Origin of the sequence: Mycolicibacterium lacusdiani (assembly GCF_021916785.1) — a bacterium.
GTDB classification, from domain to species: domain Bacteria; phylum Actinomycetota; class Actinomycetes; order Mycobacteriales; family Mycobacteriaceae; genus Mycobacterium; species Mycobacterium lacusdiani.
Genome location: NZ_JAKCFC010000001.1, coordinates 652595 through 666475, shown reverse-complemented (window position 1 = coordinate 666475; position 13881 = coordinate 652595). Strand labels below are relative to the sequence as shown.

Genomic DNA, 13881 nt, shown 5'->3' with positions numbered 1-13881 from the left:
TCCGGTCGTCCCCATCGGGACACCGGACGAGCGGCACCGTACCCGGCCAGCGACAAGACGGCGCGTCGGAGGTCGACCGTGTCGTGGTTCGTGTTGTTCATATCTGGCGTTCTCGAAGCCTGCTGGGCCGTAGCGCTCGGGAAGTCCGAAGGCTTCACCCGGCTCGTCCCGTCGATCGTGTTCGGCGTCGCGGTGGTGCTGTCGATGATCGGGCTGGCCTACGCCATGCGCGAACTACCCGTGGCGACCAGCTACGTGGTGTGGGTGGGCATCGGCGCGGTGCTGACCGCGGCGTACTCGTTCATCAGCGGTGACGAAGCCGTGTCGGTGGCCAAGGTGGCATTGATCGGGCTCATCACCGCCTCGGTCATCGGGCTCAAGCTGCTGCACGGCTGACCGCTCAGCCGATCGTCATCCCCAGTGCTGCAACGGTCGTCGTGATCTCGACGACCGCGCCGAGGACGTCACCGGTGATGCCGCCGAACCGCCGGACGCAGTGCGCGACCAGCAGTGCGGCGACGGCCAGCGCGAGAACGACGCCCAGCGGACCCTGCCACGGTCGGGGGGTCGTGAATGCGGCGGCCGCCACCACCGCGAGAACCCACGCGGCCACCACCCAGATCGGCTGCGTGCCCGCCACCGCACCGCCGAGCGTGCTGCCCGGTGCGGCTGGCACGCCGCGGCGGCAGGCCACGACGACGGCCACCCGGCCCGCGGTGACGGTCACCACGACGGCGAGAGCCCCGGACGCCGAGAACGCGAACCCCTGCAGCGCGACGACGACCACGATCGCCGCCACCCCGAACGGGCCCGCCGTGCCGTCGCGCATCACCGCGAGCGCGCGTTCCGGCGGTCCGTAGCACCCGAGGCCGTCGGTCGTGTCGGACAGCCCGTCCACGTGCAGACCGCGCGTGACCAGCAGCAGCGTCGCCACCGCGAGGAAGCCGGTCAGCGGGCTGCCCGCGCCGAAGGCCTGGCCCGCCAGCCACACCACGCCCGCGGCGAGCGCACCCAGCGCGACGCCTGCGACCGGCAGAGCGGTCAGGGCGCCCCTGCCGAACGGGCCCCTCGAGCGGATCGGCAGCACCGTCGCGAACGTCAGCGCCGACGCCAGCGAGGAGATCACGGTTCGGCGCGGTCGCTCACGGCGGCCTCGGCGAACGTGGCCATCGATGCCAGCGTGCCCACGGCCGCCCGGAGCACCGAGAGCGCGATGGTGGCGCCGGTGCCCTCGCCGAGACGCATGCCGAGGTCCACGATCGGCTCGAGTCCGAGTCGCTGCAGTGCCAGCGTGTGCGCGGGTTCGGTGGAGCGGTGCCCTGCCTGCCACCACAGCCGCGCGCCGGGAGCCATGCGTTCTGCGGCCAATGCAGCCGCGCTCACCACGACGCCGTCGAGAAGCACGGGCGTGCGCCGCGTGGCTGCCTGAGCGAGGAATCCGGCCATGGCGGCCAGGTCGGCACCGCCGCAGATTCGAAGCAGCGCAACGGGATCGGTCATCGAGGGTCGCGCGCGGAAGAGCGCGTCGCGGATCGCGGCGGTCTTGCGGGCCCAGCCTGCGTCGTCGACGCCGGTGCCGCGACCGACGACCGCGACGGGTTCGGCGTCGGTCAGCGCCGCGATCAACGTCGTCGCAGGGGTGGTGTTCCCGATGCCCATGTCGCCCGCGATCAGCAGATCGGCACCGCCGTCGACCTCCTCGTCGGCCACGTCGCGCCCGGCCTGGATCGCGGCGTCGACCTCCTCGGCCGTCAACGCGTCCTCGACGGCGATGTTGCCACTGCCGCGCCGCACCCGGTGGGCACCGATCGCCTGCGACACCGGGCTGTCGGAGTCCACCGCGACGTCCACCACCCGCACGCCGGCACCCGCCAGCTCGGCCAGCACGTTGATCGCGGCGCCACCGGCATCGAAGTTCGCGACCATCTGCGCGGTGACCTCGGCCGGGAACGCCGAGACGCCCGCGGCGGTCACGCCGTGATCGCCCGCGAACACGACGACCCGCGCGCGTTCGAACTGCCGGGGCGGGCAGACGCCCTGACAGGACGCCACCCACACCGAGAGATCCTCGAGTCGGCCGAGCGAGCCCGGGGGCTTGGTCAGCGTGGCCTGGCGGGCGCGCGCGGCGGCGGCCACCTCGGCGTCCGGAGCCGGGATGGAGGCGGAAGCGCTCACGCGGGTTCCTTCACGGTGACCGGCTGACCGGCCACGACCAGCACGACGCGCTCGCACGCCTGAGCCAGGCGCTGATTCAGCGTGCCGAGGGCGTCGGTGAACAGCCGCCCCGACTCGGTGGCAGGCACCACGGTCAGACCAACCTCGGGGCTCACCAGCGCCAGCGGAGACCGGAAACCGCCGACCGCGTCCACCAGGTCGTCGACGTCGGCGTCGAGTGCGCCGGTGTCACCCGTCCAAGCCTCGTGCCGGTCGAGCGCCGAGACCAGCCACCCACCCACGTCGTCGACGAGTGTCGGCATGGCCGGTTCGGCACGCAACCGCCCTGCGACGTCGCAGGTTTCGACGGTGGTCCAGGTCGTGGGCCTGCGCAGTTGGTGTGCGGCCACCCGGGCCGACCAATCCGGGTCGTCGGTGCGCACCGCCCCGGTGGCCACGTAGCTAACCGGCTGTTGCTCGCCTGCCGCCGTCGCGATGTCGGATTCGGCCCATGCCGACTTGCCCGAACGGATACCGCCGAGCACCAGAACCCGCACCGCGGTCAGGCGACCTTGTCGCCGCGGTTGACCATGGGGCGCGGCGCCCGCATCCGACGGATCTGCGAGGCGCGGCTGGCCGCGTAGAAACCGAGCTTCCAACCACTTTCGAGGTTGTCCGGGAACTTCGCGTCGACCAGCTTGTTGACGCGGCGGCCCACGACGAAGCCGTCGATGACCATGATGACGACCAGGACCAGCATCGCCGGGGACACCAGCTTCTGGACCTCGACCGACGGAATGGACAGCATCACGAAGATCAGGCCGAGGGCCGCGGGCATGAACAGCCCGAGGACGTTGCGGCGGGCGTCGACGACGTCGCGGGCCAGACGGCGGACCGGACCCTTGTCGCGCGGCAGGAGGTAGGCCTCGTCACCGGCCATCATCTTCTCGCGGCGCTCGGACATGGCGGAGCGACGAGCCGACTTCTCGGCGCGACGCTCCTCCTTGCTGAGCTTGGGGCCGCCGATCTCCTTGCGGCGCTTCCTGGCCTCGGCCGAGGTCATCGGCGCAGGCGCCACGGGTCCACGCCGACGGCTGGCCTCGTTGCGCCTCGGCGTCGGCTTGCCCTTGGGAGGGGTGATGCGGGGGTCGCCCGGCACCTGCGAAGCGGCCGACGCGTCGACCGGTTCCGGCTGCTCCGGCGCAGGGTTGTCCTTCTTGCGGCCCAACAGATTCACGTCCGCAAGGTTACTTCAGCCGATGCGCCGCCGGTTCGGGAGCCTTAACCTGCTGGCATGACGTCATCTGCCTTGCGCGTCCTGGTCGCGCCGGACTGTTTCGGCGACAGCCTCACCGCGGTCGAGGCCGCCACCGCCATCGCCCGGGGCTGGGGTGCGGCCCGGCCCACCGATCAGCTCGTATCGGCGCCCCAGTCCGACGGCGGACCCGGCTTCGTCGACGTGCTGGCCAGTCGGCTCGGCGGTCTGCGCACGGCCCAGGTCAGCGGACCCCTGAGCGACGACGTCACCGCACACTGGGTCTTCGAGGAGGCGAGCGACACCGCATACGTCGAGTGCGCGCAGGCCTGCGGTCTCGCGCTGCTCGGCGGGCCGCCCACCGTCGAGACCGCGCTCGCCGCGCACAGCAGGGGAGTCGGGCAGCTCGTCGATGCCGCGATCACCGCGGGTGCCACGCGCATCGTCGTCGGCCTCGGGGGCAGCGGCTGCACCGACGGGGGCCGCGGCCTGGTCGACGCGCTCGGCGGGCTGTCCACCGCCCGCGACCGGCTGGCCGGCATCGAGCTGATCGCCGCCACCGACGTCGAACACCCGCTGCTCGGGCCGATGGGCGCGGCGGCGGTCTTCGGACCCCAGAAGGGCGCCGATCCCGACACCGTGGCGGTCCTCGAACGTCGGCTCGCCGACTGGGCCACCGAGCTGAACGCCGTCGCGGGCCGCGACGTGGCCGTCGAGGCGGGCGCAGGCGCCGCGGGCGGACTGGGCGCGGCGCTGCTCGCGCTGGGCGCCAGGCGCGCATCCGGGGCGGCCGTGATCGCCGACTTCACCGGCCTCGCCGATGACGTGGCCGCCGCCGACCTCATCATCACCGGCGAAGGCCGCTTCGACGACCAGTCACTGCACGGCAAGGTCGTCAGCGCGCTGACCGGCATGGCCGACCCCGCCAGGACCGAGGTGCTGGTGCTGGCGGGCCAGGTCACGCTGTCCGCCGAGGAACTCGCGGCCGCAGGGGTGGGCGGTGCGCGCTCGATCACCGACTTCGCCGGGTCCGTGCAGCGGGCCATCGACGATGCGGCCAACCAGCTCGAGGGCCTGGCCCGGGCAACGGCTGCAGAACGGGACGCGACTGGCGGGGAATAGCGGTCCGAGGAGGTACCGTTGAAGAAGACTGACGCATGACGATGCACAGGGAGATGCAATGACTGTTCAGAACGAAACCGCCACGACGACCCACGGTGCGACCCTGACCGACGCCGCGGCAGCCAAGGCGAAGGCGCTGCTGGACCAGGAGGGTCGCGACGACCTCGCGCTGCGCATCGCCGTGCAGCCGGGCGGCTGCGCAGGCCTGCGCTACAACCTGTTCTTCGACGACCGCACGCTCGACGGCGACCTGACCACCGAGTTCGGTGGCGTCGGCCTGACTGTCGACCGGATGAGCGCGCCCTACATCCAGGGTGCCGTGATCGACTTCGTCGACACCATCGAGAAGCAGGGCTTCACGATCGACAACCCGAACGCCACGGGCTCCTGCGCCTGCGGCGACTCGTTCAACTGATCTGATTCACCACCAGACGGGCCAGTTCCTAGAACTGGCCCGTTCTTGGTAGGTAGGAGCAGACGAGCACGTCGTCGCCCTGGGTCAGGATCTGCGCGACCGCCTGACGCTCCGCGCCACCCGGCGTGCGCGCCGCCTCCACCTGCATGGTGAACAACACCTGGGCCTGATTCGGCGACCACGTCACGATCCGGTCGATCGACGAGACCTCAGCGCTCTCGTACTGCCTGCGGAACGCGTCGCTGGCGAGATTGGCCAGGGCCATGTCCGCTTGGCGGTCCTTGATGTCGTCGAACAGACCGCACGACGCGTTGCGCGCAATGGTCTCGTCGTCGCCGTCGGTGAGGGCGTTGACGTAGTCCTGGATGGCCGACCTTGCGCGATCCGGCGTCAACGCGACGTCCGAGGCGCCGTCGTCGCGGCCGACGAGCACGAGGGCCGCCACCACCGCGCCGATGACCGCGACAGCCAGGACGGCGAGGCCGATCCACTTGAGCGGACGCTTGCGCTTCGGATACGGGACCGGCGGCGGCAGCGCCCCGGGATACGGCGAAGGCACCTGCCCCGGGTAGCCCTGCGGAGGCGGCGGATAGAGGCCGCCGGGCGGCATCATCGGCTGCTGGGACGACGAATCGGGGTACGGGAATGGGCCGGCCATGACGTTGTTAGGCTAGCGCACCGACCTGCCCGCTCCATGAAAGCAATGCTCGTGCGGGTTTCCGTAGTCTTACTCAGACGCATTATCAAAACGAGGGGTGCCTTCCGTGACCATTGCGGTGACCGGATCGATCGCAACCGACCACTTGATGACGTTCCCGGGGAAGTTCTCCGAGCAGTTGCTCGCCGACCACCTGCAGAAGGTGTCACTGAGCTTCCTCGTCGACGACCTGGTCCTGCACCGCGGCGGTGTCGCAGGGAACATGGCGTACGCGATGGGCATCCTCGGCGGCCAGCCGACACTCGTCGGCGCCGTCGGCAAGGACTTCGACGACTACCGGGAGTGGCTCACCACCCACGGCGTCGACTGCGCCCACGTGCTCGTATCGGACAGCGCCTACACCGCCCGCTTCGTGTGCACCACCGACGAGGACATGGCCCAGATCGCGTCGTTCTACCCCGGCGCGATGAGCGAGGCCCGCGACATCAAGCTCGCGGACATCGTCGCCGCCTCGGGCAAGCCCGACCTCGTGATCGTCGGCGCGAACGACCCGGACGCGATGTTCCGGCACACCGAGGAATGCCGCGCGCTCGGGCTGGCGTTCGCCGCCGACCCCAGCCAGCAGCTCGCCCGGCTGTCCGGTGACGAGATCCGCGCGCTCATCGACGGTGCCACCTACCTGTTCACCAACGACTACGAGTGGGATCTGCTGCTGCAGAAGTCCGGCTGGTCGGAGGCCGAGGTGATGAGCCAGATCGAGCTGCGCGTCACGACGCTGGGGGAGAAGGGCGTCGACCTCGTCGGCAACGGCACGTTCATCCACGTCGACGTGGTGCCCGAGACGCACAAGGCCGACCCGACCGGCATCGGCGACGCCTTCCGCGCCGGCTTCCTGACCGGCCGCACGGCGGGACTGAGCCTGGAGCGCGCCGCGCAGCTGGCCTCGCTCGTCGCCACCCTGGTCCTCGAGGCACCGGGCCCGCAGGAGTGGAGCTGGGACAAGGACTCCGGCGTCAAGCGGCTGTCCGACGCCTACGGCAGCGAGGCCGCCGCCGAAATCGCTGCCGCGCTGGCCTGATTCGGGTTACCTAGAGCTGCACCGGGTAGTGCGGTTCCTTGATGTCCGGGGTCACGCTGCCCTCGACGAAGATCGCGTGCCACAGCATGAAGATCAGCACCGTCCACAGCCGGCGGCTGTGATCGCTGACGCCACTGCGGTGTTCGTCGAGCATGCGGCGCACGGTCGCGACGTCGACGAGGTCACCGGCCTGCGACGCGGCCACCATCGCGTACGACCAGTCGAGTAGCTCGCCGGCACGCAGCCAGTGCCGGATGGGCACCGGGAAGCCGAGCTTCGGCCGGTTCAGCACGTGAGCGGGAACGACCGGTTCCAGCGCGCGGCGCAGCGCGTACTTCGTCGTGGCGCGGGTGATCTTCTGCTCGAACGGCAGCCGTGAGGCGACCGCGAACACCTCCGGATCGAGGAACGGCACGCGCAGTTCCAGCGAGTTGGCCATCGTCATCTTGTCGGCCTTGACCAGGATGTCGCCACGCAACCAGGTGAACAGGTCGACGTGCTGCATGCGGGCGACGGGATCCCAGCCGGCCGACGCCTCGTAGAGCGGTCCCGTGACGTCGGTGTGGGTCCACTCCTGACGGAACCTGCGCAGCGTGGCGCGCAACTGGTCGTCGGAGAAGCTGCGCGCGTTGCCGTAGTACCGCTCCTCGAGCGTCAGCGACCCGCGGTGCAGCAGGCTCTTGCCCCGCATGCCCTCGGGCAGTGGCCTCGACGCCTTGCCCAGACCCCGGCGCAGCGGGCGGGGCACGTAATCGAACGCCTTGAGGGACAACGGCTCCCGATAGATGGTGTATCCACCGAACAACTCGTCGGCGCCCTCGCCCGACAGCACCACCTTGACGTGCTTGCGCGCCTCCCTGGCGATGAAGAACAACGGGATCAACGCCGGATCGGCGACGGGCTCGTCGAGGTACCAGACGATCTCGGGCAGCGCGGCCACGAACTCGGCCTGACTGACCACCTTCGCGACGTGCCGCGCGCCGATCGCCTCGGCCGAGGCCACCGCCACGTCGACCTCGGAGAACCCCTCCCGCTCGAACCCGGTGGTGAACGTGATCAAGCGCGGGTTGTGGCGCATGGCCAGCGCTGCGATGGCCGTCGAGTCGATGCCGCCCGACAGGAACGCACCGACCGTCACGTCGGCGCGCATGTGCTTGGCCACCGAATCCTCGAGCACCGCGGTGATCTCGTCGTACCGGGCCTGCTCTTCGCCGGCGACGAACGGGATGGGCGCGAATCGGGGCGTGAAGTACCGCGTCACCACCGGCGCCTCGCCGGGCCGGATGCGGACGTAGGACCCGGATTCGAGCCGCCGCACGCCGCGGTGCAGCGTCTCGGGCTCGGGCACGTACTGCAGCACGGTGTAGTGCTGCACGGCGCGCTCGTCGATGCCGAGATCCAGACCCGCGACCTCCGCGAGGGCCAGCAGGCTCTTCTTCTCGCTGCCCAGCACCGTGCCGCCGGAGCCCGTCGCCATGAACAGCGGCTTGATCCCGAACGGATCGCGGGCGCAGAACAACTCCTGGGCGACGGTGTCCCATAGCGTGAACGCGAACATGCCCCGCAACCGGTTCAGCGCCGCGGGGCCCCAGTGGTGGTAGGCCGCGACGATCGCCTCGCCGTCACCGTCGGTGGCGAACTGGGCGCCATGGGAGGCGGCGAGTTCCTCGCGCAGCTCCAGGTAGTTGTAGATCTCGCCGTTGAACACCAGGACGTAGCGATCGGGAGCCTCGGGCGGACCCCACCGAAGCGGCTGATGACTGTGCGCGATGTCGATGATCGACAACCGGTTGAAGCCGAGTACGACACTCGGAGCCGAGGTGTCGTCAGCCCACGTGCCGGGCTCGTCCGGACCGCGGTGACGCATCAGGTGAGATGCTCCGGATACCGCCTCTACCAGGCCATCTGCGGCGCTGGCGGACGGGTCGGTCAGGTAGGCCAGGAGTCCGCACACCGCGTCAGTATGCCCAATGGCGAAACGCTTCGCTCCGACCCGAAGGCACATCCCCCGGTCGCTTCGGCCGTGCCCGCCGGAACATTCCCCGGTCGCTTCGCTCCTGCCCGACGGGGTGGTCTACGCTGCGTAGTATTCACCCGGTTTCACCGACCGCGCAGCGGTCCACCGACTTCATAGGAGGCGCCGACGTGACCGCTCGCGGGCTGAAGCTTGTGGCGTTGTCCGTGGTTCTGGGCGGGATGACCCTCCTGCTCAGCGGCTGCAGTTGGTCCGAAGTACTCGGCCTCGGCTGGCCCAACGGCATCACGCCCGAAGGCAAGCTGAACCGGGAACTGTGGATCGGCTCGATCATCGCGGCGATCGTCGTTGGCGGCATCGTCTACGCACTGATCTTCTGGACCAGCGCCTTCCACCGGAAGAAGAAGACCGACACCGAGCTGCCCCGCCAGTTCGGCTACAACATGCCTCTCGAGCTGACGCTGACGGTCATCCCGTTCATCATCATCTCGGTGCTCTTCTACTTCACCGTCGTGGTGCAGGAGCAGATGCTGAACAAGGAGCCGAACCCCGAGGTCGTCATCGACGTCACGGCGTTCCAGTGGAACTGGAAGTTCGGCTACCAGAAGATCGCCTTCACCGACGGCACCCTCGACTACGACGGCGCCGACGACGCACGCAAGGAAGCCATGGTGTCGCGTCCCGAGGGCGTCGACGAACACGGCGAGGAACTCGTCGGACCCATCCGCGGAATGAACCCCGAAGACCGCAGCTACCTGAACTTCGACAAGATCGAGACGATCGGCACCAGCACCGAGATCCCGGTCCTGGTCCTGCCGAAGGGCAAGCGCGTCGAGTTCCAGATCGCCTCCGCCGACGTCATCCACGGCTTCTGGGTCCCGGAGTTCCTGTTCAAGCGCGACGTGCTGCCGGACCCCAAGGCCAACAACTCCGACAACGTCTTCCAGATCAGCGAGATCCAGGAGACGGGCGCATTCGTCGGCCGCTGCACCGAGTACTGCGGCAGCTACCACGCGATGATGAACTTCGAGGTTCGCGTCGTCGAACCCAACGAGTTCAAGGCCTACCTCCAGTACCGCCAGGACAACCCGACCGCGACCAACGCCGACGCCATGATGGCCATCGGGCTGCCGGGCACGGCCATCACGACCAAGCCGTTCGACACCCGCCGCGGCGAGCAGGCTCCGCAGGCGAGATAGGTAGGGACGACACACATGCACATCGAAGCCAGGCTGTTCGAATTCCTCACCGCGTTCTTCGCATTGGCCGCCGTCGTCTACGGCGTGCTGACCTACCTCTACGCCAACGGTGGCATCGAGTGGGCGGGCTTCGTCGCGCTCGTCCTCACCACCGGGCTGTCACTGATCACCGGGACGTTCTTCCGGTTCGTCGCGCGGCGCCTCGACACGCGTCCCGAGGACTACGAGGACGCAGAGGTCGCCGACGGTGCCGGTGAGCTGGGCTTCTTCAGCCCGCACAGCTGGTGGCCGCTGCTGATCGCACTGTCCGCATCGGTCACCGCGGTCGGACTGGCGATGTGGTTGCCATGGCTGATCGTCGCCGGTGTCGTGTTCGTGCTGGCGACGGTGTCGGGACTCGTCTTCGAGTACTACACCGGTGTCGAGAAGCACTGACCCACGTCACCATACGACCGCTAGTCGGGCGACTGGCCGCGTCGTGTGAACCTCCAACGAGTGGCGTTGGGTAGTGTTGCCGGGGCAGCGGTCGGTCACGGTGACATCGCCGATCGAGCAGTCGAGAAGGATAGGCTGGTAGAGGACAGGCGATGAGCGGGCCGAATCCCCCTGGACCGGAATCTTCGACTCCGGAAGAACCGGGACGTGACGTACCCGCCACCGGTGAGACGGAGATCTACTCGCGGGCGTACTCCGCCCCCGAATCCGAACAGTTCACCGCTGGCCCGTACATGCCGCCGGACACCGGTCTCTACGACTACGACTCCTACGACCCGGCGGCGCCGACCCCACCCATCGACCAGGAACCGCCCAAGTGGCCCTGGGTAGTGGGCGTCGTCGCGATCGTCGCCGCCATCGCACTCGTCGTGTCCGTCACGCTGCTGGTCGCTCGCACCGACAGCACCGATCTCGCCAACCCCGCGACGACGACGACCAGTTCGGGTCCGCCGGTCCAGGACGAGTTCACGACGACGACCACGACCACCACGACCACGCCGCCGCCACCGCCGCCTCCGCCCACCAGCGAGCCGCCGCCCCCGCCACCCCCGCCGTCGAGCGAGCCGCCACCGCCACCGCCGGTCGAGGCACCGCCTCCGCCGGTCGAGGCACCGCCTCCGCCTCCGCCCCCGCCGGCCACCACGACCGCACCCGCGGGTCCCCGGTTCATCACCTACACCGTGACCGGGACGAAGGCACCGCTCGACCGCATCTCGGTGACCTACACCGACGCCTCGGGCCGGCAGCGCACCCAGCAGAACGTATACATCCCGTGGTCGCTGACGGTCACCCCGATCTCGATGTCGGAGTTCGGCTCCGTGCAGGCCTCGAGCCTGCTGCGGCTGTCGAAGCTCAACTGCTCCATCACCACCAGCGACGGCCAGACGATCGCTTCGTCACAGACCAACGATTGGCAGACCAGCTGCTGATGACCAATGACATTCGCGCCGACGGCAACTCGCGGCTGAACCCCGAGTCGCTCGACACGACCGACCGCATCTTCCTTGGTGCTGCGGCGGCCCTGTGGCTGACCGCTCTGGGTGCAGGCGTCGCGGCCGTCGTGGCCCTGTCCAAACTCGGTGGTGCCGACTCGGGCAGTGGGGGAGAAGCCGACACGCCGTGGCTGCTCTACGCGGTGATCGCCGTGTCGTTGATCGTCATCGTCGCCGCCGTGCCACTGCTGATCCGCGCTCGCCGCGCCGCACTCGAGGGCCAGACCGGCGACGCGGCCACGCCCGAGGCTGCCGCCCCGCGTTCCGACAGAACGGGTGGGGCGTTCGGCGATCCGGTCGCCACGACGAATCTGCGGGCGCCCGGCGCTCCCACCATTAGGCGGCAGTCAATGCCGCCGCCGGCGAGCAGCCGGGTCGGCTTCCCAACCGCGGCGGTCGAACGAATCTTCCTGCGCTGCCCTGCGGGCATCGCCGCGGCGATGGGTGCGGCCGCCACGCTGATCGGCGTCGCGACGTACCTGACTGCGACCGATCACGACACCCCGGCCTGGATCGCCTACGGCCTGGCGGGGCTCGTCGTCGTGGCGATGCCGGCCATCCCGGTGTTCTTCCTGCGCCGGCTGCGTTCGGTCCTGGCTTAGGGGCTGCCCGCCGGCCCCTAGAGGCGCCGAGACTGCGGTGAGGGTCGTGATTCGGCGTGGTTTACGACCCTGACTGCAGTCTCGACGGAGTGCGCGTCACTGCCGTCGCCGGACTCGTGCGCCGTCGCAGCCCTCTATACGTTCAAAACTGCGATGGGGGTCGTGAACCTGTCCGGTTCACGACCCCCACCGCAGTTCGATGAAGTGCTAGTCGAGCTGTCTAGTGATGACCGTTCGACGAGCCGTTGCCATTGCCGTTGGACCCATGGCCGTTGGTGCCGTGACCGTTGGTCCCGTGGCCGTTGGTGGCGTGGCCGTTGGAGCCGTACTCCTCGTCCTGGTACTCCTTGAGCGCCACCAGCGCCCGATGCTCGGAGGCGTGTGCGGCCGCGGTGACGGCAGCGCTCTCCGACGCGGGGTCCGGGAACAGGAAGCCACCGGTACCGGTCGCACCACCGGAGCCCAGCTTGTTCATCTTCTTCGGCAGAGCGGCACCCTGGTACTCGAGCGGGATCGGGTGACCGTGGTCGTCGACCGGGCCGAGCGGCTGGTGCAGCTCGATGTAGGCGCCGTGCGGCAGACGCTTGATGATGCCGGTCTCGATGCCGTGCTCGAGAACCGCACGGTCACTGCGCTGCAGCCCGACACACCACCGGTACGTCAGGAAGTACACGATCGCAGGCAGCACCACCATGCCGATGCGGCCGATCCACGTCGTCGCATTCAGCGAGATGTGGAACTTCAGCGCGATGATGTCGTTCATGCACGCGAAGGTCAGCACGATGTAGAACGCAATCGCCATGGCGCCGATGGCCGTACGGACCGGTGCGTCACGCGGACGCTGCAGCAGATTGTGGTGTGCAGTGTCGCCGGACCACCGCTTCTCCAGGAACGGATACACGACCAGCAGGCCGAGGATCAGGCCCATCAGGACGGCGATCCAGACCGGCTGCGGAATCGTGTGCCCGAAGGGGTAGAACTCCCACGCCGGCCACAGGCGGATCAGGCCGTCGGTCCACATCATGTAGAAGTCGGGCTGGCTACCGGCCGAGACCTGAGATGGCTTGTACGGACCCAACACCCAGACCGGGTTGATCTGCAGCAGACCGCCCATCAGGCCGAGGATGCCGACCGTCATCGCGAAGAACGCGCCGGACTTGACCGCGAAGACGGGCATGACGCGGACGCCGACCACGTTCTTCTCGGTCCGGCCGGGGCCGGGGAACTGCGTGTGCTTCTGGAACCACACCAGCGCGAGATGGGCTCCGATGAGCGCCAGCATGATGCCGGGCAGCAGCAGGATGTGCAGGGCGTAGAGCCGCGGGATCAGGATCGTGCCCGGGAAGTCGCCGCCGAACAACGCCCAGTGCATCCAGGTGCCGATGACCGGGAGGCTCATCGTGATGCCGGAGAGGGCGGCGCGGATGCCGGTGCCCGACAGCAGGTCGTCGGGCAGCGAGTAACCGAAGAAGCCCTCGAACATGGCCAGGATCAGCAGCAAAGAGCCGATGACCCAGTTCGCCTCACGCGGCCTGCGGAAGGCGCCGGTGAAGAAGATGCGGGCCAGGTGGACCATGATCGACGCCGCGAACAGCAGCGCCGCCCAGTGGTGGACCTGCCGGACGAACAGACCGCCACGAACCTCGAAGCTGATGTCGAGCGCCGATGCGTAGGCACGGGACATCTGCACGCCGTTGAGGGGCTGGTAGACGCCCTCGTAGGTCACCTCGGCCATGGACGGGTCGAAGAACAGGGTGAGCCACACGCCGGTGATCAGCAGGACGATGAAGCTGTACAGCGCGATCTCACCGAGCAGGAAGGACCAGTGCGTCGGGAAGACCTTGTTGAGCTGACGGCGCACGGCCGCCGAGGGGTGGTAACGCGAGTCCATCGCGTCGCCCTGCGCGGCAAGTCTGGCGCCGAGCTTGGAGGTACC

General features: G+C 69.1%; 15 protein-coding genes and 1 riboswitch. Of the genes, 8 read left to right on the top strand and 7 right to left on the bottom strand.

Annotation, left to right across the window (positions count from 1 at the left end):
- The first annotated feature begins 2 nt into the window (after positions 1–2).
- A riboswitch (guanidine-III (ykkC-III) riboswitch) is annotated at positions 3–67 on the top strand.
- A gap of 11 nt (positions 68–78) precedes the next feature.
- The gene (locus tag LOK44_RS03315; protein WP_237568626.1) at positions 79–396 is read left to right on the top strand and encodes a DMT family transporter; all 318 of its coding nucleotides are present in this window, start codon (positions 79–81) and stop codon (positions 394–396) included.
- 4 nt (positions 397–400) lie between these two features.
- Here LOK44_RS03315 and LOK44_RS03310 read toward each other — a convergent pair whose 3' ends face one another.
- Genes LOK44_RS03310 through LOK44_RS03295 form a run of 4 tightly spaced genes read right to left on the bottom strand, consistent with a single transcriptional unit; the run spans position 401 to position 3391 of the window.
- On the bottom strand, positions 401–1126 hold the full coding sequence (locus tag LOK44_RS03310; protein WP_237568625.1) for an adenosylcobinamide-GDP ribazoletransferase: 726 nt from the start codon (positions 1124–1126) through the stop codon (positions 401–403).
- Positions 1123–2175, bottom strand: a complete 1053-nt coding sequence (cobT, locus tag LOK44_RS03305) for a nicotinate-nucleotide--dimethylbenzimidazole phosphoribosyltransferase (protein ID WP_237568624.1) — start codon at positions 2173–2175, stop codon at positions 1123–1125. Before cobT ends, LOK44_RS03310 begins: the two co-directional genes overlap by 4 nt.
- Positions 2172–2711: a bifunctional adenosylcobinamide kinase/adenosylcobinamide-phosphate guanylyltransferase gene (locus LOK44_RS03300; protein WP_237568623.1), complete on the bottom strand. Its 540-nt coding sequence runs from the start codon at positions 2709–2711 to the stop codon at positions 2172–2174. The genes cobT and LOK44_RS03300 overlap by 4 nt, the downstream gene beginning before the upstream one ends.
- A 5-nt stretch (positions 2712–2716) precedes the next feature.
- Entirely contained in the window at positions 2717–3391 is a 675-nt protein-coding gene (locus LOK44_RS03295; RefSeq protein ID WP_237568622.1) for a DUF3043 domain-containing protein, read from the bottom strand.
- A gap of 57 nt (positions 3392–3448) precedes the next feature.
- Between LOK44_RS03295 and LOK44_RS03290 the strand changes: the two genes are divergently transcribed.
- Both LOK44_RS03290 and LOK44_RS03285 read left to right on the top strand, forming a co-directional pair.
- Positions 3449–4531: a glycerate kinase family protein gene (locus LOK44_RS03290; RefSeq protein WP_237568621.1), complete on the top strand. Its 1083-nt coding sequence runs from the start codon at positions 3449–3451 to the stop codon at positions 4529–4531.
- A gap of 58 nt (positions 4532–4589) precedes the next feature.
- Positions 4590–4946 carry an iron-sulfur cluster assembly accessory protein gene (locus tag LOK44_RS03285; RefSeq protein ID WP_163916863.1) on the top strand — a complete coding sequence of 119 codons (357 nt, stop codon included), beginning with the start codon at positions 4590–4592 and terminating at the stop codon, positions 4944–4946.
- Positions 4947–4974: 28 nt separating this feature from the next.
- On the opposite strand, the gene LOK44_RS03280 is transcribed toward LOK44_RS03285, so the two are convergent.
- Positions 4975–5604 (bottom strand): Rv0361 family membrane protein, encoded by a 630-nt coding sequence (locus tag LOK44_RS03280; RefSeq protein WP_237568620.1) that lies wholly within the window; start codon positions 5602–5604, stop codon positions 4975–4977.
- A 106-nt stretch (positions 5605–5710) separates the two neighbouring features.
- Between LOK44_RS03280 and LOK44_RS03275 the strand changes: the two genes are divergently transcribed.
- The gene (locus LOK44_RS03275) at positions 5711–6682 is read left to right on the top strand and encodes a carbohydrate kinase family protein (protein WP_237568619.1); all 972 of its coding nucleotides are present in this window, start codon (positions 5711–5713) and stop codon (positions 6680–6682) included.
- A gap of 10 nt (positions 6683–6692) precedes the next feature.
- Here the strand turns inward: LOK44_RS03275 and asnB are convergent, their stop codons facing one another.
- On the bottom strand, positions 6693–8636 hold the full coding sequence (gene asnB, locus LOK44_RS03270; protein WP_237568618.1) for an asparagine synthase (glutamine-hydrolyzing): 1944 nt from the start codon (positions 8634–8636) through the stop codon (positions 6693–6695).
- Positions 8637–8827: 191 nt separating this feature from the next.
- Here asnB and ctaC point away from each other — a divergent pair, with 191 nt between their 5' ends.
- The 4 genes from ctaC (at position 8828) to LOK44_RS03250 (ending at position 11945) form a co-directional block, all read left to right on the top strand.
- Positions 8828–9856 carry an aa3-type cytochrome oxidase subunit II gene (gene ctaC / locus LOK44_RS03265; protein WP_237568617.1) on the top strand — a complete coding sequence of 343 codons (1029 nt, stop codon included), beginning with the start codon at positions 8828–8830 and terminating at the stop codon, positions 9854–9856.
- Between the two features lie 15 nt (positions 9857–9871).
- A complete protein-coding gene (locus tag LOK44_RS03260) occupies positions 9872–10291 on the top strand; it encodes a cytochrome c oxidase subunit 4 (protein ID WP_237568616.1) in 420 nt (139 codons plus the stop codon).
- 152 nt (positions 10292–10443) lie between these two features.
- The gene (locus LOK44_RS03255; RefSeq protein ID WP_237568615.1) at positions 10444–11280 is read left to right on the top strand and encodes an MmpS family transport accessory protein; all 837 of its coding nucleotides are present in this window, start codon (positions 10444–10446) and stop codon (positions 11278–11280) included.
- Positions 11280–11945, top strand: coding sequence for a DUF2561 family protein (locus LOK44_RS03250; protein ID WP_237568614.1), 666 nt, complete (start codon positions 11280–11282; stop codon positions 11943–11945). Before LOK44_RS03255 ends, LOK44_RS03250 begins: the two co-directional genes overlap by 1 nt.
- 220 nt (positions 11946–12165) lie before the next feature.
- Here LOK44_RS03250 and qcrB read toward each other — a convergent pair whose 3' ends face one another.
- Positions 12166–13836, bottom strand: a complete 1671-nt coding sequence (gene qcrB / locus LOK44_RS03245) for a cytochrome bc1 complex cytochrome b subunit (protein ID WP_372481183.1) — start codon at positions 13834–13836, stop codon at positions 12166–12168.
- Positions 13837–13881 lie beyond the last annotated feature (45 nt).

Coding starts and splice junctions, on each gene's coding strand:
- LOK44_RS03290 (WP_237568621.1), top strand. CDS start 3,449: ATGACGTCATCTGCCTTGCGCGTCCTGGTCGCGCCGGACTGTTTCGGC.
- LOK44_RS03285 (WP_163916863.1), top strand. CDS start 4,590: ATGACTGTTCAGAACGAAACCGCCACGACGACCCACGGTGCGACCCTG.
- LOK44_RS03280 (WP_237568620.1), bottom strand. CDS start 5,604: ATGGCCGGCCCATTCCCGTACCCCGATTCGTCGTCCCAGCAGCCGATG.
- LOK44_RS03260 (WP_237568616.1), top strand. CDS start 9,872: ATGCACATCGAAGCCAGGCTGTTCGAATTCCTCACCGCGTTCTTCGCA.
- LOK44_RS03255 (WP_237568615.1), top strand. CDS start 10,444: ATGAGCGGGCCGAATCCCCCTGGACCGGAATCTTCGACTCCGGAAGAA.
- LOK44_RS03250 (WP_237568614.1), top strand. CDS start 11,280: ATGACCAATGACATTCGCGCCGACGGCAACTCGCGGCTGAACCCCGAG.
- qcrB (WP_372481183.1), bottom strand. CDS start 13,836: ATGGACTCGCGTTACCACCCCTCGGCGGCCGTGCGCCGTCAGCTCAAC.